The sequence below is a fragment of the Rhodanobacteraceae bacterium genome (assembly GCA_016713135.1).
Taxonomy (GTDB): Bacteria; Pseudomonadota; Gammaproteobacteria; order Xanthomonadales; family SZUA-5; genus JADKFD01.
The window spans coordinates 94,505-114,005 of the sequence record JADJPR010000003.1 but is presented as its reverse complement, the minus strand read 5'-3'; the positions used below and the strand labels follow the sequence as shown (position 1 = coordinate 114,005).

Genomic DNA, 19,501 nt, shown 5'->3' with positions numbered 1-19,501 from the left:
ATCCTGGAACCTCAGTTGATCGGGATACAAGTCGCGGTCATTGGTGTCTCAGGACACCAGTTTCAGCACGCGCTCGGCCAGTTGCACGGGGCTCCCTTCAAAGCGCAAGAGGCCCTCGGAACGTGCCGCGTCGATCATCGTGGCGATGACACAGCTGGCACGATCCTGTGCCCACACCTGGCCGCCGCGCGAGGACAGGTAGCGCCCGCCTTCAATGGCATCCGTACCCATGCCGCTGAACAGGATCAGCGTCGCATGGTCGCCGAAGCGATCGGCAGCGTCGTGCGCCAGCTGGTCAATCGACGGACTGTAGGGCGAGCCTGACGGTGCCGCACTGAGCTGCACGCGTCCCTCTGCATCGAGGGTCAGGTGTTCGGTCGCCGGCGCCACCAGAACCTCGCCGTGGCGCAACCTCTCGCCGGACTTGGGGAAGCGCACCGACAGCGCGGTGGCTGCGTCGAGCTGCGCCGCCATCATTTCCAGAAACTCGCTGCCCATGTGTTGCGCAACGATGAAGGCAGCCGGCACTTGCGCGGGCAAGCGCGCCAGGAAGGCCTTGATGGCCTCTGGCCCTCCGATCGAAGCGCCCAGGACGAAGACCCTGTTCAGGTCGGGCAGCGACAGTTTCGTCGCCGGGGCCGTCGCGAACAGTGCGTCCAGGTCGCCGAGGTCGGCATCGAACTGGCTACCCACAGGACTCGCAGGCGCAGGCCCAGTTGCCTGGCCGGCGAGATCGAGGTCAAACTCGATATCAGTCAGCGACAGCTCGTCGATGACTCCGGTGGCAGGCGAGGCAGGTGCATCGTCGAACCCGATTCCCGAGAGATCGAGCGCTTCGATTTCGCTCGCGGCGGCCGAGGGGGATGCGGGTGCGACATCGTCGTCGAGCAACTGAAGGTTGACGCTGGCGAGCGAGGCCTCAAGGTGCTCGGGAATGCTCGGACCCGATGTCTCCCTGGGTGCCGGAGCTTCCGGCTTGGTGGCCAACGGCTTCGCTGCTGCTGGCTTTGCGGGGACATCCAGCCGCCACTCTGCGACCAGCTTGCCCGTTTCAAGTCCCGGATCCGGCAACTTCTCTTCTTCGATTTCCTCGAGCGACCAGGCTGCGGACAAGGACCCGAATGAGCTCTTGGCCGGCTCCTGCTTCGCCGGCTCGGCCGCTGGTTCCGCTCGCGGCGCTGACTCGGACTTCTGGCTCGCCTCGAACTCCTGGAACAATGCATCCAGGTCCTGAAGTTCGCCCGCGGTGGCGGCCGGTGCGCCCGGAGTCGCCAGTTCGTCCGCGGGAACCTGGGCGAACAGCGCGTCGAGTTCATTCAACTCATCGGCGCTCGCCAATTGTATTGACGGTGGATCGGCTGCAGGTTCGCTGGCGAACAGGGAATCCAGATCCAGCGCGTCGGCGGCTTCCGGTGCTGGAGAACCGTCGACGGACGCCGCCGGCACACTGGGCGGCTCGGGCTTCGGCCCAAGGTCCACCAGTTCCACTGATTGTTCGAAGAAGGCATCCAGGTCGCCGATGTCCTCACCGATGGTCAGCGCCACAGTGGGCTCCACGGCCGGAGCAGCTCCCTGACTTTCGGGAGCACCGAACATCGAGTCGAGATCTGCCAGGCTGATCTCCACCTGAGGCTCGACCGGTTCCGGCGTGGGAACCTCGGCTGCCTGGGTGGCGGCGGCCACCGCGGGCACCGCTACGGCGGCAATCTGGCGCGGCGCCGGCGTCGGGATCGCCTGTGCGCCCGGAGGAGCCGGTGGTGTGACGTCGGTCCTGCCCTTCAACTTGGCAGACAGGTGCCGCAGCCAGCGAGCCCGGTCCCAACCCGAGAGGTCGCTCGACGCAGCGGGATCATTGAAAATGACCGGTTGTGTCGCACGGTCAAGCGCGTCGGTCACTTCGTCGAGCAGATCCTCGAGCTCCGGATCCAGGTTGACCACGATTGCATCGACATCACTGGCGATGATCGCCGCCGAATCCAGTTCGCTCGCGCGGCGCTCGATCGCAATCTCGACTCCGGCATTGGCGAGTGCTCCGCGCAGTGCCTTGCTGCCCTCGTCCTGCTGGTAGACCAGTGCAACCCGGATCTCAGTGGACATTGGCATGCCCCGCAGTCAGCGCATCCTGTACGTTCTTCAGCAGATCGGTCTCCTGATAGGGCTTGCCGAGGTAGCGATCGACGCCCACTTCAAGTGCGCGCTGGCGATGTTTCTCACCGGTGCGCGAGGTGATCATGATGATCGGGATGTGCTTCAGGCGCTGGTCGTTGCGAATGTAGGTCGCGACCTCGTATCCGTCCATTCGCGGCATTTCGATGTCGAGCAGGATCACGTCCGGCATGCGGTCCTGCAACTGCTCGACGGCGTCGAGGCCGTCCTTCGCCGTGAACACGTCGAAATTGCTGCGTTCCAGCACGCGAGTCGTGACCTTGCGCATCGTGATCGAGTCGTCGACCACCATGACCAGCGGTTGCCGGCGCGCGGCCGGTTCCACGACCGGTTCGAGCAGTTCGAGTTCCGCGGCCAACTCCGGTGCCTGGCGCAGCGCTACGCCGTGACGCACCAGCGGCGCGAGGTCAAGAATGACCACCACGCGACCATCGCCCATGATCGTCGCACCGAAGATGCCGGGTACGACGGAAAGTTGCGCACCCGCGGACTTGACCACCACTTCCTTCGAACCAATCACCTGAGTCACGCGGACTGCCGCCCGCTGGTCGCCAGTGCGACTCATCAGCAGTGGCACCTGCGTTTCGTCGATGCCGTGACTGACCGGCTGCCGCAGCAGATCGCCGAGATCGTAGATCTGGTAGGTCTCGCCGCCGTAAACGACATCGAGGTTCTTCTGCTCGATACGGCGGTCAAGTTCCTTGCGCGGCATCCGTGTGACGCCGGTGATCGAGGACATCGGGATGGCATAGGTGGCATCACCAAGCTTGACCATGACTGCCTGCGCCACCGCCAGGGTGAACGGCAGACGGATGGTAATGCGGGTACCCTGGCCGGATTCGGAGTCCAGTTCCAGCGATCCGCCAAGCTGCTTGACCTCACTGGCGACGACGTCCATACCCACGCCGCGGCCAGCGACCTTGCTCACTTCACTCGCGGTCGAGAAGCCTGCCTCCAGCACGAACTGGAAGATGTCGCGGTCAGACAGGGTTGCGTCCTGGGTCATGAGACCGCGTTCGACCGCCTTGCGGCGGATCGCGTCGCGGTTCATGCCAGCGCCGTCGTCGGTCACCTGGATGAGCACTTCGGTCGCTTCCCGCGACACGCGGATGGCGACGGTACCTTCCTCGGGCTTGCCCTTGGCTCGACGCACCTCGGGCAACTCGATGCCGTGGGCCAGCGAGTTGCGCAACATGTGCTCGAAGGGCGCGGTCATGCGCTCGAGCACGGTGCGGTCCATTTCGCCTTGCGTTCCCTCGACTTTCAGCTGGGCTTTCTTGCCGAGTTCGGCGGCGGTTTGACGCAGGATACGGCGCAGACGCGGCACCAGACTCTCGAAGGGCACCATGCGCGTGCGCATGAGGCCTTCTTGCAGGTCCGAGCTGACGCGCGACTGTTGCAGCAGCAAGGTTTCCGACTGGCGCGCGATGTCGTCGAGCAGGTTCTGAATCGAGACCAAGTCGGATACGGACTCGGCCAGCGCACGCGACAACTGCTGCAGGGTGGAGCAACGGTCCAGTTCGAGCGGATCAAACTCGGTGTTCCCCGATTGCTCGCTTTCGCGCTGGAAGCGCGACAGGATCTGCGCCTCGGTCTCCATTTCCAGCTTGCGCAGCTGTTCACGCAGACGGCTGACCGTCTGTTCGAACTCCACCAGGTTGAAGCGGAAGCCGCCCATCTGCGCTTCAAGGCGCGAGCGGTAGATCGAGACTTCGCCGGCGAAATTGACCAGATTGTCGAGCAGGTCGGCGCGTACGCGGATGAGTTCCTGCTGCGCCGCGCGCGCCGCCGCCTCGTCCTCATCCAACTGGGTCTTGCGCTGCACACCACGCTGGGTTGGACGCGCCGGGATCACCTTGCGCGCAGGGGCTTCCGCGGTCTCCTCTTCCCCCGCGGTGCTTTCTGCTGGTTGCGACACCTCGGGCGACGTCGTCTCGCTGGAACCAGCCGCTTCGTCGGGGCCAGCCAATTCGACGGTCTCGACCGTGGTCGCAAGCAGTTCGTCCTCGCGACCGTCGAGGATCATCTCGATTCGCGCAATGGTGTGTTCGGGCAGCGCGATTGCCTGGCGCGCGCGGACTCGCTGGACCATGCCATGAAGGCGGTCGAAGGCCTTCTCCAGCGCCTCGATCGCGGGACGCGTTGCGCTGCGCTCGCCATGCGCGATGGATTCGAACAAGGATTCCATCGCGTGGCTGAGGTCGCCGATCGGGAACAGGCCCGCCATGCGCGCGCCACCCTTCAGCGTGTGCAGGTCGCGCTGCAGCGAGGCTACCGATTCGCGGTCCTCAGGTGACTCGCGCAGCCGCGCCATCATGCCGTCGGCATGGTCAAGAATGTCCACACCTTCCTCGACAAAAATGTCGAGCAGATCCAGATCCATGTCCGGCAGATCGAGCGCCCCCGGAGGATCCAAATCGACCGGGCCGCGCACGTGCACCGATTCAGCGATCGTGGAGACAGTCTGGTCGGCGCCATCCGGTTCATCGGACGCCACGCTCGGTTGTTCCGCGGCGTCAATTGGGGTTGCGACCTCCAGACCGGCGACCTCCGGAACTGCCGCCAGATGGGCGGGCTCGTCGGATTGCGCGTCGATCGCATGCGTATCGGCGTGCTCGAAGAGCTGGAGATGGCTGTGCGCCAGTTCTTCAGGCTCCGATGCGGACACCTCGAAATCACCGTCCTCCGCTTGATCAGTTTCGATCGCAGCAGGCTGCGCGTCCTCGACGTCAGCGTCGACAGCTTCGGCTTGGTGCTCCACTTCCTGCTGGTCCGCTGGGTGCGCCTGGAAAACGTTGGTGTCTTCGTCCGCCAGGTCCGCAGTGAACTCGGCGAGCATTCGCGGCACGTCGTCGAGACCTTCGGTTTCCGCCAGGGATTCCTGGGACGTCGCCGCCTCCGCCAACGCAGGCTCGGACTCGCCGGCCGGCTCGGACGCAGACGCCGCGACCGCTGGAGCTTCATCGAACCATTGATCCGAAAGCTCAACGGCCTCGACCGCGACATCCGCTTCAACGCCCTGCACGATTACTGCGGAGGACTCGTCGGCCGCTTCGGCCGCAGGCGCAGAGTCCGCTGGAACTTCATCGAACCATTGATCCGAGAGCTCAACGGCCTCGGTCGCGACATCCGCTTCGACGCCTTGCACGACGTCCGCAGACTCGCCGGCCAATTCAGGCGCAGGCGCCGATTCCACCGGAATTTCGGCAAACAGGTGGTCGATGTCGGAGAAATCCGAGTCTCCAAGCGATTCTGATTCGGGCTCGGAAGGCGCGACAGCTTCCACGCCGCCTTCGTCTTGCACCTCTGGCTGGTTGGCGTCGACCGCCGACTCGCTGGCGTCGAAAACCTCGGTGAGTTCCACGGCTGTTTCAGGTTCGGCCTCATACCAGGGGCGGGCATCAGCAGTGCCGACGGCATCGGCGGCAGCTTCACGCGTCTCGTCCTTCGCCTCGTCTGCGACCTGGATTCCGAACCCGTGGAAGGGATGATCAGGCGCCGGCAGTCCTTCCCGCAGTGAAAGCACCTGTTCAGCGAGGTTGCTGGTGTCGGGCAGGGGCTGACGCGCCTGCAGCAGGCGCATGACCTCGGCGATGCAGTCGGCAGACTCGCGCAGGGCGACGATCCCGTCGGGCGACGGCTCCAGACTGCGCGCACGCAGCCGCTTCAGATAGCCCTCCAGCGGCGCCACCACTCGGGTCAGCACCGGCAGGTCAACCATCGACAGCGCGCCGTTGAGCGTGTGCACGGCGCGCAGCAGTTCCTCGGTAACCGCGAACGGACCATTGCGCTCGGTTTCCGCAAGGTAACCGCGGATGGTCGTGAGGTGAGCCTCGACTTCGCTGCCGAGAATTTCCATCAGCATCGGGTCGACATCGAGCGGCGAGGGCTCGGCCATCTCGCTCCCCGGCTCCGCAGCGGCTCCGGAATCCCCCTGGGCCATGCCCTCGTCTGCCGGGATTTCCGCCGGCAATTCGGCAACTTCGGCTTCCAGTGACGCGAGTTCGTCGCGCAAATCTTCAACGACAGCGGCGTCCGGTTCGGCCTCACCTCGCGACTCGGCGCCCTCGCCTTCCTGGGAAAATTGTTCGGAGATGCCCCCCCCACTCACCGGTTCGGCGAGCGTGGATGCCCCGGCGACTTCGGCCTCGAGCATTTCCAGCGGCTGTTCCGGGAGCTCCGGTTCAATTTCTGGTTGCGCGTGCGCCGCCAAGTCCGCCGTGACCGCCTCGGGTTCGATCGCGGTGGGCTCCCGACTCTCCAACTCTGCCATTTCTTCCGCGTCGACCCCCGACTCGGCGATAGCCTCGGGCTCGACAGTGGCCTGGACCCCTTCCGCTACCACCAACTCAGCCAACTCATCGGTCGCCCGGGCGTCGGTTTCATCTGCACCGCCCGCCTCGGAGGCCGGCGATTCAGCCGTGTCCACCGGGGCGGGCGAGGATTTTGGGAGCCAAACCTCCTGGCCGGTCGCCAGTTGTTCGGCAACCCACATGATCGTTCCGACGTTGGCATCTGGTTGGCCCTCACCCTTGAGGGCCGCCAGCATGCCGGGTAATGCCGCGATGGCGTGGTCCAGCAGATCGAGTACCGCGGGCGTCGGCTGAATGGTCTTGTCGAGAACGCGGTTCAGCATGTTCTCGATCTTCCAAGCGTACTCACCGATGGCGAGTGCACCCACCAGTCGTCCGCTGCCCTTCAAGGTGTGGAAGGAACGACGCACGGGCTTGAGCTTCTCAAGATCGCCGAGATCGTTCTTCCAGGCCGGATATTGCCGGTTCAGGTTGTCCAGTTCGTCCTGAACTTCCTCTACGAAAACCTCGCGGATCTCGTCGTCGATCTCGTCCGAAGGTACCGAGTGGAAGCCGACATCGGGCAACTTGATGCCGGGCGGCATCGCCGGAGGTGCTGCCGGTGCTTCGACCCGCGGCGCCACCACTGGCTCCGGCGGCAACGCCTCGACCGCCGGGGCGGAAGGCTCGGGCGCCAGGGGCGGTAGCTCGATCGGCGCCTCTTCGATGAAACTGAGGTCGGTCGTCGTCAGCTCGAGCGAAGGCTCCGGCAACGGGTCCGCAAGCTCAGGTGCGACCTGTTCGGGCACCTCTGCAACTGCCACCTCGGCCAACGATTCCACAGTCGGTTCGGGTGCGACCTCGGCGGTGACGGTAGCAGCTGGTGCCTCGTCGATGGGCTCTGCCGTCGCTGCTTCGGGTTCCAGCGAAATGCGCAGACCGTCGAGGTCCTGAATCGACGGCGCGAGGGCCTCCGCGGCACTCTCGCCGACCACCAGGGACTCAAGTCCAGGGCCCGGCGCTATTTCGACGGCGCTCCGGATCTCGGCCTCCACCGCCGCCATCGGCGGTGCCTCGGGCTCGCTGGCCGGCGGCTCAGGCTGGGCGAAACTGGCAATCAGCGCTTCCACCGCGCTGGCCTCGCTGACCGGAGCCTCCGTGGGGGCGGCAGCCTCGATCATGCCGTCTGCGGGTTCGGGCGTGGCCACCCGCTCGGTGGTGAAGGTATCCGGGAAAGTCGGGAACTCGGCTGCCGTGGGCACTTCCACCGGGGTGGGTGCCGTGGTTTCGATGGAAACGGCAGTTGCGGGCTCGGCACCTTCCTCGGGTAGCGGCCAATAGCCGAGCGCTTCCAGGCTGCGACGGGTGACATCCAGGATCTTGTCGCGGTTACGACGACCTTCCTTGACCGCCTCGAGGTAGAACTCGATGGACGCGATCGCGTCGGCCATCAGGTCGAGCTGGTCGCCCGACGGTACACGCCGGTGCTGCAGGAGCTCGACTTCGGCGAAGCGCACCACACCCTGCAACAGGGCCGCCGGCTCAGGCAGGTTCAACATGCGCATCGCGCCGCTGATTTCCTCCAGCAGTCGCGGGATCTGCTCGATCTTGCTGTGATCCCAGGGCGACTCGATGAAGGCAACGATGTCCTGCTTGGCCTGCTGGATGTTCGCCGACGCTTCCTTGGTCGTCGCATCGAGGATCTTGCGCACTTCCGCCTGCGGCAGTTCAAAGCCACCGCTCGGCGGTGCAACCTCGCGCTGGTCGGCGCCGAGGCGCTCGATGTGGTCATCGAGCGAGGATTCCACGTACAACAGCGATCCGGCGATGTCGAGCAGGGCGCTTTCCTCGGCGGGCTGGCGCCCACGCACGATGCGTTCGAGGATGTCCTGCTGATCGAGCACCACACGCCGCGGCACCCCTAGGCCAAGCATGCCCAGCGTGTCGGCAACACGGTGAAGGGCCTCGCCTTGTGGGGCCAGGTCCTCGACATTCCCGCTGCCGGTGCGCAGGTAAAGATCCAGAGCGTCCTTGACGCGCAACAGATCTTCCTTGATGGCGGTCCCGACCGTCTCCAACAGTGCGCGGTTGTGCCCGGAGAGCGCGCCGCGAGCGTGTTCCAGCTCAGCCTCGCTGGGCATCAGCTTGTCGAGCTTGTAGATCTGACGCAGTTCGCTGATGCGCTCTGTGGTCGCCTTGGATTGCGCGACGTAATACAACAGGCTCTTGGTCAGATCATTCGGCGGCGAACCGGAGAACGACGACTCGCCGGCGTCGATCAGCCGCTTGAGTTCGCGATCGACCCTGCCGACCAGCAGTTTCAGTGCGACCGAGGCCTCGACGCCCTTGACCAGCACCGCTTCGAGCGCGCCGGCCGCGACCCAGAACAGGCGGCGGGCATCGATCTGCACCAGCATCGAGCGCACGCGATCGAGGATTGCGACCAGGCGCGTCAGGTTGCCGTCGACATCATCGCCCTTGAACCATTTCAGCAGGCCGAACTGGAAGGCGAGGCGGAGACGCCCGCCGTTGGCCGCGATCATCGGCTGCGGGACGGCTGTCTTGGCACCGCCGGCGGATGCCGGTAGCGCAGCGCCCAGGTCCGGCGAGAACAGTGAGGTCTCGCTGAGCAGCTTCTCGCCGCGGCAGGCGCGCAAATCGTTCAACAGCGGCAACAACACGATTGGAATATCGCGGTGGCCGCTTGGCAGGCGCTCAAGATAGTCGGGCAGTTGCACCATGCCGCGCATGAGCACGGTATAGGCATCTTCGGCCTGCTTGATCTGACCGTCGAGCAAACCGAGCGCCAGGCGCTCCATTTCCTCGACCACCATCGCGGCGCCGTAGAGTTCGACCATGCGCAGCGTCCCCTGCACCTGGTGCAGGTAGCTGGCGCAGAAACGCATCTGGCTCTTGTCGGAACTGTCCTCGACGAAAGCTTCCAGCGCCTGTTGCGCCTGCTTCAGCGTGTCGTCCAGTTCCTGCTTGACCCAGGTCAGCGTGGTGAAGTCGATGTCGTCTTGAAGCCTCATCCGCGGACTCCTTTTTCGCGGCTATGCCTGACAAGGCGTTGCCCATTCCGGCTTTGCCGCGCGTCCTGCTTGCGCCTGCTGCCCGCGCTGCGGCAATCGGCCCGCAGCGTCGCCATGGTGGTGCAGTTCCGCATCGTGCTCAATTCGGCAGCTTGAAGTCGGCTACCGAGCGTCGCAAGTCTGCTGCGAGCTGCGCCAGGTTTCCGATGGACTCCGCCGTCTGGCTGGCGCCCACCGAAGTCTGGGTCGTAATTTCCTGAATCACGTTCATCGTTGCCGAGATGTTCGTCGCAGCAGCGGACTGCTGACGCGCAGCCTGCGAGATGTTCTGAATGAGGTCTGCAAGGTCGTTCGACACCTTTTCAATCTCACCCAGCGCCAGACCCGCGTCTTCGGCGAGGCGGGCACCGGCGACCACTTCCGCGGTGGTCTGCTCCATCGAGCTCACCGCTTCGTTGGTGTCGGATTGAATCGTCTGCACCAGCGTTTCGATACGTTTCGTGGCGTTGGCGGAGCGTTCTGCGAGTCGCTGCACTTCGTCCGCCACCACCGCGAATCCGCGACCGGCTTCACCGGCGGAGGCCGCCTGAATGGCGGCGTTCAGCGCGAGAATGTTGGTCTGTTCCGCGATGTCGTTGATCAGTTCCACGATCGAACCGATTTCCTGCGACGATTCACCCAGACGCTTGATTCGCTTCGAGGTTTCCTGGATCTGGTCACGGATGTTGTCCATGCCCTGAATCGTCTGGCGCACGATCGCCGCGCCCTTGCCTGCGATTTGCACCGAGCGTTGCGCCACGTCGGCGCTCTCGGCCGAGTTGCGCGATACCTCGTCGATCGAGACCGCGATTTCGTTGATCGCAGCCGAGGCCGAGGTGATCTGCTGCGCCTGGTGTTCCGCGGCTTCTGCGAGGTGCATTGCAGTGGCCTGGGTTTCCTGGGCGGCGGCGGCCACCTGCACGGCGGTCTCGTTGATGGTGGTCACCAGGCTGCGGAGTGCTTCCACCGCGAAGTTGATGGAGTCCGCGATTGCGCCGGTGATGTCCTCGGTCACGGTCGCCTTTACCGTCAGGTCGCCTTCTGCGAGCGATCCCATTTCGTCCAGGAGGCGCAGAATGGCTTCCTGGTTACGCTGGTTGAGGTCGGCGGTGATCTTGTAGCGGCGGGCCTGGTCGCGGTAGATCAAGATCGCCAACAGCACCAGGGCCAAGGCCGCAAGGGCGCCGGAACCGATGGCAGCGGTGAGCGACGGGAAGGTGCGGCGACCGGCCTGTTCGGCGTATTCCACCGACAGCTGCTCGGCGTCTTCCAGCAACTGCTCGGAGTCGAGCGATACGGTGTTGGCGGCCTCGCGCACGTCGATCAGATCGATGGCACCGGTGGTGATGCTTTCGACGTACTGCCCGAGTTCCTGGAAGATGCCGTAGATGTCGCTGAGCACATTGCGCGCTTCCGGGACGCCGATCGCGCGGATGCCCTGCTCGTCGGATCCGTTCTGCAGCGCGTCCAGGATCTGGCCGAACACCGCGGCGTCGCGGTTGAACCCGTCGGCGGCAGTGGATGCCGTCTGACCACCCTGCAGCACTTCGTTCAGGCGGCGCAACATGCGGTCGGCCAAGGTGTTCTGGCGGCCGGCGATGTAGACCTGGTCCTGCGGCGCACCGCGGGTGGCGAGCAACTGGGTCATTTCATCGGTGCGCGCCTGCAGCAGCGGGATCTTGTCCTGGAACTCGGTCGCCGTGGCGTTGAGGTCCTCGACCACATCCCGGCGCGCAAGGATGACATCCGCCGCCTGCTGAATCGGCGCCCAGGTGTCCTTGACCGCGTTCAGCGCGACCTCGACTTCGGGGTTCTTTCCGATCGAGGGCACGCCTTCCTGCGGATCGCCGTTGGTCAGCTTCTGCAGGTGCGCCTGGATCGTCTCCTTGATTTCCTTCAGTTCATCGAAGGCCTCGGCCTGACCACCGGCCGCCTGCGCCGCGAACTTCGCCAACTGCTGCGAGTACACGCGGATGTCGGTGGACAGACCGATTGCGGCACGGTCCTCGTTGTTGTTCACGTTCGCGAAGAAGAAGTTCGCGATCAGGCCCACGAGGCCGACCAGCAACACCACCACGAGGATGGCGAGCATGGTCGAGCTTTCGCGCTGTTGGATACCGCCGGCTGCCGCACTCATCGCTCTATAACCCCCACTGTCGTCCCGTCCAAACCCCGATAGTCGGCCGCTTCAGGCCGCTGCCTGCATGAAATCCGGCGCCCGCATGAGCGCGTTCATGCTGAAAACACCCCAACTCGATTGCCCTTGCCGATACTCGCTCTCGAGGAAACGGCTGACCGGCGAATCCGCGTAGTTCTCGATGTCGCGCATGTTCTCCTCGACGAAGCTGCGCTGGCCAAGGACTTCGTCGACCACGAGACCGACGCTACCACTGGCCAGGCGCACGACGAGCACGCGGGTACGTTCGTTGACGCGGAAGGGCTCGCCTTCCAGGAATCCGCGCAGATGCACCACGGTCACCAGGTTGCCGCGCACATTCGCGATACCGAGCAACCATGCCTTGGTGCCTGGCACCGGGGTGATCTGCGGGAACATCAGGATTTCGTTGACTTCGGAGATGTCGCTGACGAGGAAGGCATCGCCGAGACGATAGGCGATGGCGCGCCAGAGACCCGGCGCGTCCAGCTGCTCCGGCAGGCCGGCGACATGCGAAAGGCTGCGGCGCTCGTAGTCGAGCAGGATCGTGAACGGATTCAGCGCAGCGCCTTCGGGCAGATCGACCATCGATGCTTCCTCAGGATGCCTTCAACAGGGACTGGATCCGCGCCACGAGATCGCGCTCGCCGGGCGGCTTGGTGATGAAGTCCTTCGCACCCTGGCGCATGCCCCAGATGCGGTCGGTTTCCATGTTCTTGGTGGTGCAGATGATCACCGGGATGTGCGAGGTGTCAGGATCCCGACTCAGCGTGCGCGTCGCCTGGAAACCGTTGGTCCCGGGCATGATCACGTCCATCAGGATCAGGTCTGGCAATTCCTGCCGCGCGCGGGCGATGCCATCCTCTGCGCTGGCGGCCGAAGAAACCTGATGCCCGGCCCGTTCCAGCATGCCGCTGAGTACGCGGACGTCGGTGGGCGAGTCGTCGACGATCAGTATCCGTGCCATGCAGACCTCCCCGTCGGCATGTTCCCTGACTAGTGCTGAGGTGCCGCGGTGCGCGCGTCGACGTAGCGACGGATCGCACCGAGCAGTTCTTCGCGGGTGAACGGCTTGGTCAGGTACTGTTCCGAACCAACGATGCGGCCGCGTGCCTTGTCGAACAGGCCATCCTTGCTGGACAGCATGATCACCGGCGTGCCTTTGAACACCTGATTGTTCTTGATCAGCGCACACGTCTGATAGCCATCCAGGCGCGGCATCATGATGTCGACGAAAATGATGTGCGGCTGGTGGTCCGAGATCTTGGCCAGCGCCTCGAACCCGTCGGTGGCGGTGACCACGTCACAGCCTTCCTTCTTGAGCAATGTTTCGGCAGTCCTGCGGATGGTCTTGCTGTCGTCGATGACCATCACTCGCAGCCCGGCGAGGCTTCCCTTGTTCTGCGACTCGTCCACTCCCACCTCCGCCACGTTTGTCGTCAGTGCGACGCGCTGCCGCCCTGTGCCGGCGTGCGCCGGCCTGGATCGTGCCCCCCTCGTCGACCGCATGCCTGCCAGATCGCGAGAACTCTCCTGAAGCTCTTTAGCCAAGCCTCCAACGAATGTCAAGATTGCGTTGCAAGTGTTTGTGCTTGCTCGATTCCCGACACCCGTCTGCGCCTTGCTGACCGGACTTTACCCGATCACGATACAGGGGATTTTGCACCTGCGCAGGCATAATAGGCGAGCCCCCCGGCAGCAGCACTCGCGCCGAAGGGGCAAATCCCGTCGTTTCAAGGAGTTGGCGCATGCCCCGCCGCCTGGCCGTGCTGATGGATCCGATCCAGAAGCTGAAAATTCACAAGGACTCGACCTTCGCGATGTTGCTGGAGGCACAGCGCCGCGGGCATGAAATCCACGTGCTGGAGCAGCGCGACCTGGGACTCGCCAACGGCCGCGCCTGGCTGCGCACCCGCCCGACCCGCGTCAAGGATGACCCGCACGGCTGGTTCGAACAGAGTGAGCCCCGGATCCATGACGCTGGCGAGTTTGACTGGATCCTGATGCGCAAGGATCCTCCGTTCGACTCCGAGTACCTCTACGACACCCAGATCCTGGAACGCGCCGAGGCGCAGGGCGCACACGTGGTCAACCGGCCGGCCGCGCTGCGCGATGCCAACGAGAAGTTGTTCACCGCGCTGTTCCCGCAGTGCTGTCCGCCGACGCTGGTGTCGCGCCAGCCGTCCGACCTGCGCGGTTTTGTCGCAGAGCACGGGCCGTCGGTGGTCAAGGTGCTGGACTCGATGGGCGGCACCTCGATCTTCCGGGTGAACCTCGAGGATCCCAACCTCAATGTGATTTTCGAGACGGTCACGCAGGAAGGCACGAGGGCTGCGCTGATCCAGCGCTACATCCCCGAGATCGTCGACGGCGACAAGCGCATCCTGATGATCGACGGCGAACCGGTGCCCTACGCACTGGCGCGCATCCCGCGCGCCGGCGAGTTCCGCGGCAATCTCGCCAAGGGCGGCAGCGGTCGCGGCCAGCCGCTGAGCGAGCGCGATCGCTGGATCTGCAGTGAGGTGGGGCCGGAACTGAAGCGGCGTGGACTGGTGTTCGTCGGACTCGACGTGATCGGCAGTTATCTCACCGAGGTGAACGTGACCAGCCCGACCTGCATCCGCGAACTCGACGCACAATTTGGCATCAACATTGCCGGCATGCTGTTCGACCGGCTCGAGGCGATGCGCGAGTGAGTGCGGCACCGATCGATAGCGGCGACCGCCTGTCGCTGACCCTGCTGTTCGCCACCGTGATCCATGCGGTGCTGATCTTCGGCGTGGGCTTCACGGACGAGGATTCGCCCGGGTCGGCGCTGCCCGCGCTGGACGTGATCCTGGTGCAATCAGCCACCCAGGAGACCCCGGACAAGGCGGATTTCCTGGCCAATGCCGCTCAGGCCGGCGGCGGCACCAGTGAGGAGGCGAAGCGCCCGACCCAGGTGTTCACTTCGCCTGTACCCAAACCCGAGGAGGGCGTGGCGCCAATGCCTGTCCGTGCGGCGGCGCCTGCGCCCAAGCCCGCGGAGACGGCGCCCACACCGGTGCTCACCCAGGACCAGTCTGCGCTGCAGGTAAGCCCGGTCCAGCCGCGCGAAGAGCGCCGCCAGCGCGAACTCCCGCGCGACGAGATTCCGATCGAACGCAGCATGGAAATGGCCCGCCTCGCCTCGGAACTCGACCGCCAGGCCCAGGCATATGCCAAGCGCCCCAAGCGCAAGTTCATTTCGGCCAACACCCGCGAGTACGCCTATGCCAACTACATGGCCGCATGGGTGGCGCGAGTCGAGCGCGTCGGCAACCTGAATTACCCGGACGAAGCTCGCCGGCGCAAACTCGAAGGCAGCCTGGTTCTGACCGTGGCGATCAACAAGGACGGCAGCCTGGAACGGATCGACATCATTCGCTCCTCGGGCCAGGCAGTTCTCGACGACGCCGCGCAACGGATCGTCGAACTGTCGGCGCCATTCACGCCGGTTCCGCAGGGCAAGGAGGAAATCGACATCCTGCACATCACCCGGACCTGGCAGTTCGTGGCCGGAGATGTGTCAATGCGCTGAGGGTGTGAATGGTGAGTAGTGAGTGGTGAGTAACAGCCGGCGACGCCGGGTCAGGTCGGCCTTGCCGGCTCTTGCTCACCACTCATTACTCACCACTCACTCTCTCCTCACATGAACCCGAGGTTCGCGCTGGAGAAATTCGATAGGTTCGGGAAGATGGCATCGACCTGACCGGCGCTGAGACCCATCCAGCTGGCCAGGGTAGCGGCCATCTGGTCCATCGCCGTGGTCGGGATCATCTGCCCACGTGAGAAGCAGTCGGGGCCGTTCAGGGTCAGATCGGGGAAAGTGCCATACAGGCGCCCGCTGGTGGCATTGCCTCCGTTGACGGCACCGCCCATCACCAGATGGGTGCCACCCCACGCATGGTCGCTGCCATCTCCATTCGAGTTCAGTGTTCGCGAGAACTCACTCATGGTGAATGTCGTGACGCTGTTCTCCACGCCCATTTCGACCAGGGCCTGGTAGAAGGCGCCGAGCGCGCGCGAGACCCGGCGCAGCAACCGTGGCTGGCCGTTGTCGGGCATCTGGGTGGCATGGGTATCGAAGCCACCCAGCGAAACGAAGAAGATGTTGCGCGACTGTCCGAGCTGACTGCGTACCTTGATCATGCGGGCAACCATCGCCAGCTGCTCGGCGAGGGTGTTGTTGCCATCGGCCGCCAGGTTGTACCCCGCCACCGCCTGATTGTCGGCAAGCGCGCGAAATGGCGTGTTCAGCAGCGAGGGATTGGGCGTTCCGGTCAATTTCAGACCCATCTGCCCGGCGAGGTCCATGGCCCTGCGCATGGTCGCAGCGTGCTCGGTCTGGAACAGGTTGCCGCTGGCACCCAGCAACGCGCACAGGGCTTGGTCGTCCGCATCCAGGGTGCTGCTGCTGCAGGCGCGGAAATTGTTCAGCGAGTCGGTTCCCGAGCAATTCGCGAAATTGGTGCCGACGATCGAACCCGCGAACGGGTTTCCGGAATTCGGGTCGCCGCAACTGGACATCTGGTAAGGCACCACCTGCGTTCCGACCTGGAAACGGTTGCTGCCTGCGAACGAGACATTCATCGGCATCGTCAACGGCGGGGTGCTGCCGACGATCGGCGAGTTCTGGCCAAACAGCAGGTCTGCCACCTGACCGCCCCAGCCGTAGCGGAAGTTCGCGGTTTCGCGCCCCTGGAACCAGAGGTTGGTCTGGTCGTTGTGCGAGTACAGTTGGGGCGGACGCGGCAATGAACTGTAGGTGGCCTTGGTCAGCGGCACCACCAGGGTCCCGGTGTTCGCCAGCCACGCGATCTTGCCCTGGTTGGTCAGGGTCTGCAGTCCGGGCATGTTGCTCTGCGCGCCGTTGTCGTCGATCGAGGTCCAGTCCGCGCAGGCCGGATGCAGGCCATAGGTCGCCCCACCCGGGAGCGCACCGCCCCCGGGAGCGGCGAGGTTCACCGGCAACAGGCTGTTCAGCGCCAGGCCCAGGGGGCCGTTGGTTCCGCTGTACACGCCCCCGCGGGAGGCCAGGTAGATCGCATGGCGCGCGTCATTCGGCACCAACCAGTTGAAGCTGTCGCTGCCCCCATTGAGGAACACGCAGACCAGCGCGCGGTACCCTGTGTCCCCAGCCGGGGCAGCCAGTGCCGACTGCATCAGGCGAAGTTGCGGGATCAGCGAGAGAGCCGATCCCCCGGCAAGCGTGGCGCAGAACTGCTTGAGGAATTCGCGGCGCTGTTCACGACGGATGCGGGACATGATCGGATTCCTCAGCGCTGCACGGAGAATTCGGGGGACACGATGATCACGCGCAGTAACTGCTGGATGCGCGAGATGCGCGTTGCGTCGGTGGTCGGTGTGGACTGGGAGCTGAGCATGTTCACCAGGACGCTGCGCATGTTGGCGCTCATCGCGCCGTACATCAGCCGCAGGTTGAATTCGTCGACGAGTTGCCCGTAAGTGGTGGCATTGGCGGTCTGGATCATTGCCACGTACGGGGCGAAGGGCACACATGGCCGGGTCACGGTATTGCAGCTCGTGCTGCCGACGTACCAGTCCGCGATCCGGCTCTGGATGGTGTCGTTGAGGCGTGTGATCGACGACTCGTTGAGGATCTGGAACTCGGGCGAGTACAGGTTGGCATTCTGCAGGGCGCCCGGATTCTGGAAATCCGGCTCGTAGAAGTTGAACACCGTCGGCGAGTTGTACGGGCGCTGCGCGAGCGAGCTGTCGAATCCAAGCGACATGCTGATGTTGCCGACATTGCCGGTCGACGTTTCCGGTTGCCCCTGGATCACATCCAGGCCGCGCCACAATGCGGTCAGACGCAGCACCGGCTCACGCAATTTGCCGAAGTTGCCGGAAGGCGCACCGCGCGCCTCACTGTCCATCAGCACCGCCCGGATCACCGCGGCGAAATCACCGCGTACCCCAGAGCCGTTGTTGTTGAAGACCGTGGCGACACGCTGGATGTAGGCCGGCGAGGGGTTGCTGGTGACGAAGCGCTGGATCAGCTGCCGACTGATGAAGGGTGCGACGCTGGCATGGTTGGCAATGGCGTTCAGCGCATTCGCGAAGTCCTGGTTGCAGTTGGCCTGATTGTTGGTTGCGTTGGCGGGCAGCACGATCCCGTCGAAGATCGTCTTCGCCCCCATGTCGTGAAACGTCAGGCCATTTGCGCTGTAGTTGGAATTGCTGCCGCTGACCATCGGGAAGCACACCATCGGTGCCACGAAATTGGCGTTGGTGTTGTTGCCGAAACTGGTTCCGGTGTAGTTGGTGCGTCCGGTAGGAAAGCCCGGTGAACACCCGTGCGAGCTCGGCGATGATCGTGTTGTCGTAGGTGGAATCGGGTTTCCGCCGGAAAGCTGCGGCGAGAAATCCAGATTGCGCTTGACCAGTCCGAACGAAAACAGCTGCATCACTTCGCGGGCGTAGTTCTCGTCCGGCAACACGAAGGAGCCGCCACTCTGGTAGGCAGCGCGGTTGCGCACATAGGTCAGCCACTGGCCCATGGTCGGGCTGAACGTTACCTCGTTGAGCAAATTGCGATAGGTGCCGAAGGCACCGCGAGCCATGATGTCGGTGTATTCCGCGACCATCCGGGTGTCGATGCCGCCGCTCTCGGATGCGACCAGGATCTGACTCAGGGCGAATGCCACGCGCTGGCGCAACTGGTCCGGAGCGTAGACCGCCTGGACCCACCAGCGGTCTACGCGATGACCGGAATTGAGCGTGAAATCGGTATTCTGGGCCAGCGTATCCAGCCACGGGCGGGTCAGCGTCGCCGGCATCGAGAGCTGTTGATCCAGCCATTGGCCGTAGCCGATTGACCGGAGCCGCGCAATCTCGGCACGTGTCGGGCCAAAGGTAGCTTGGGTCAGGAAGCGCGCGGCCTCCGCATCACTGGCCGGCGCATCGGTGACGTTCTCGAAGTTGCTCCGGTAGAGGGTATCCGGCACCTGCGCCCGGGCGTGCCCGGCAACCAGTGCAACGATCGCCGCAATTGCGCAGCGACCCAACCATTGAAACGCTTGCATGTTGCCCCCGACGATCCGGCGCCTGCATTCAGTATGCCCTCCTATTGCGGACCCGAATGTGACGCTCGCCACGCCAGTCGGCTCGCTGGTCGGGCGCACGCCTCGAACCGGGTACCACCTGACCGGTGACCGAATCGCTCCGTCCGGGCGCACTCCATCCGGGATGCGGCGGGATAGAATGCCGCCATGCTGACCTCTTCCTACCTGGGCAACCATCTGCTCATCGCGATGCCGGGCCTGGCCGACCCGAACTTCTCGCGCGGTGTGACCCTGCTGTGCCAGCACAGCGCCGAGGGCGCGCTCGGCATCGTGATCAACCGCCTGTCGAACTTCATACTGGGCGAGGTGCTGGAGCAGATGAACATCAGCACCGTGGTGCCTGGACTAGCGGAAACGCCGGTGTACGCCGGCGGCCCGGTGCAGACCGATCGCGGTTTCGTGGTGCACGAGGCGGGCTCTGCGTGGGATTCCACCTTCCGCGTGTCCGACCAGGTGGCAGTCACCACCTCGCGCGACGTGCTGGCGGCGATGGCCGAGGGGCGCGGTCCGCAGCGCGCGCTGGTGGCGCTGGGCTATGCGGGCTGGGGCGCGGGGCAACTGGAAGACGAGATCCGCGAGAACTCCTGGCTGAGCGTACCGGCAAGCGGTTCGATCCTGTTCGATACTCCGCTGGAGCAGCGCTGGCAGGCCGCGGCGCGCCTGGCGGGCGTCGACATGCGCCTGCTGACTGACTACGCCGGGCACGCCTGA

Annotated in this window: 11 protein-coding genes; 3 read left to right on the top strand and 8 right to left on the bottom strand. The window is 64.6% G+C overall.

Annotation, left to right across the window (positions count from 1 at the left end; genetic code table 11):
* Positions 1 to 48: 48 nt before the first annotated feature.
* The 6 genes from IPK27_04710 to pilG form a co-directional block, all read right to left on the bottom strand.
* On the bottom strand, positions 49 to 2,097 hold the full coding sequence (locus tag IPK27_04710) for a chemotaxis protein CheB (protein MBK8066938.1): 2,049 nt from the start codon (positions 2,095 to 2,097) through the stop codon (positions 49 to 51).
* A complete protein-coding gene (locus IPK27_04705) occupies positions 2,087 to 9,490 on the bottom strand; it encodes an Hpt domain-containing protein (protein ID MBK8066937.1) in 7,404 nt (2,467 codons plus the stop codon). Before IPK27_04705 ends, IPK27_04710 begins: the two co-directional genes overlap by 11 nt.
* A 139-nt stretch (positions 9,491 to 9,629) precedes the next feature.
* On the bottom strand, positions 9,630 to 11,666 hold the full coding sequence (locus IPK27_04700) for a methyl-accepting chemotaxis protein (protein ID MBK8066936.1): 2,037 nt from the start codon (positions 11,664 to 11,666) through the stop codon (positions 9,630 to 9,632).
* Between the two features lie 51 nt (positions 11,667 to 11,717).
* Positions 11,718 to 12,272: a purine-binding chemotaxis protein CheW gene (locus IPK27_04695; protein ID MBK8066935.1), complete on the bottom strand. Its 555-nt coding sequence runs from the start codon at positions 12,270 to 12,272 to the stop codon at positions 11,718 to 11,720.
* Between the two features lie 10 nt (positions 12,273 to 12,282).
* On the bottom strand, positions 12,283 to 12,651 hold the full coding sequence (locus IPK27_04690) for a response regulator (protein MBK8066934.1): 369 nt from the start codon (positions 12,649 to 12,651) through the stop codon (positions 12,283 to 12,285).
* Between the two features lie 29 nt (positions 12,652 to 12,680).
* On the bottom strand, positions 12,681 to 13,055 hold the full coding sequence (pilG, locus tag IPK27_04685) for a twitching motility response regulator PilG (GenBank protein MBK8066933.1): 375 nt from the start codon (positions 13,053 to 13,055) through the stop codon (positions 12,681 to 12,683).
* A gap of 377 nt (positions 13,056 to 13,432) precedes the next feature.
* On the opposite strand from pilG, the gene gshB reads away from it, so the two are divergent.
* Together gshB and IPK27_04675 are read left to right on the top strand one after the other, a co-directional pair.
* A complete protein-coding gene (gshB, locus tag IPK27_04680) occupies positions 13,433 to 14,380 on the top strand; it encodes a glutathione synthase (protein MBK8066932.1) in 948 nt (315 codons plus the stop codon).
* Between the two features lie 41 nt (positions 14,381 to 14,421).
* Positions 14,422 to 15,243: an energy transducer TonB gene (locus IPK27_04675; GenBank protein ID MBK8066931.1), complete on the top strand. Its 822-nt coding sequence runs from the start codon at positions 14,422 to 14,424 to the stop codon at positions 15,241 to 15,243.
* Between the two features lie 107 nt (positions 15,244 to 15,350).
* Here IPK27_04675 and IPK27_04670 read toward each other — a convergent pair whose 3' ends face one another.
* Together IPK27_04670 and IPK27_04665 are read right to left on the bottom strand one after the other, a co-directional pair.
* On the bottom strand, positions 15,351 to 16,970 hold the full coding sequence (locus IPK27_04670; GenBank protein MBK8066930.1) for a DUF1501 domain-containing protein: 1,620 nt from the start codon (positions 16,968 to 16,970) through the stop codon (positions 15,351 to 15,353).
* Positions 16,971 to 16,981: 11 nt separating this feature from the next.
* Positions 16,982 to 18,751, bottom strand: coding sequence for a DUF1800 family protein (locus IPK27_04665; protein MBK8066929.1), 1,770 nt, complete (start codon positions 18,749 to 18,751; stop codon positions 16,982 to 16,984).
* 186 nt (positions 18,752 to 18,937) lie between these two features.
* On the opposite strand from IPK27_04665, the gene IPK27_04660 reads away from it, so the two are divergent.
* Positions 18,938 to 19,501 (top strand): YqgE/AlgH family protein, encoded by a 564-nt coding sequence (locus IPK27_04660; GenBank protein MBK8066928.1) that lies wholly within the window; start codon positions 18,938 to 18,940, stop codon positions 19,499 to 19,501.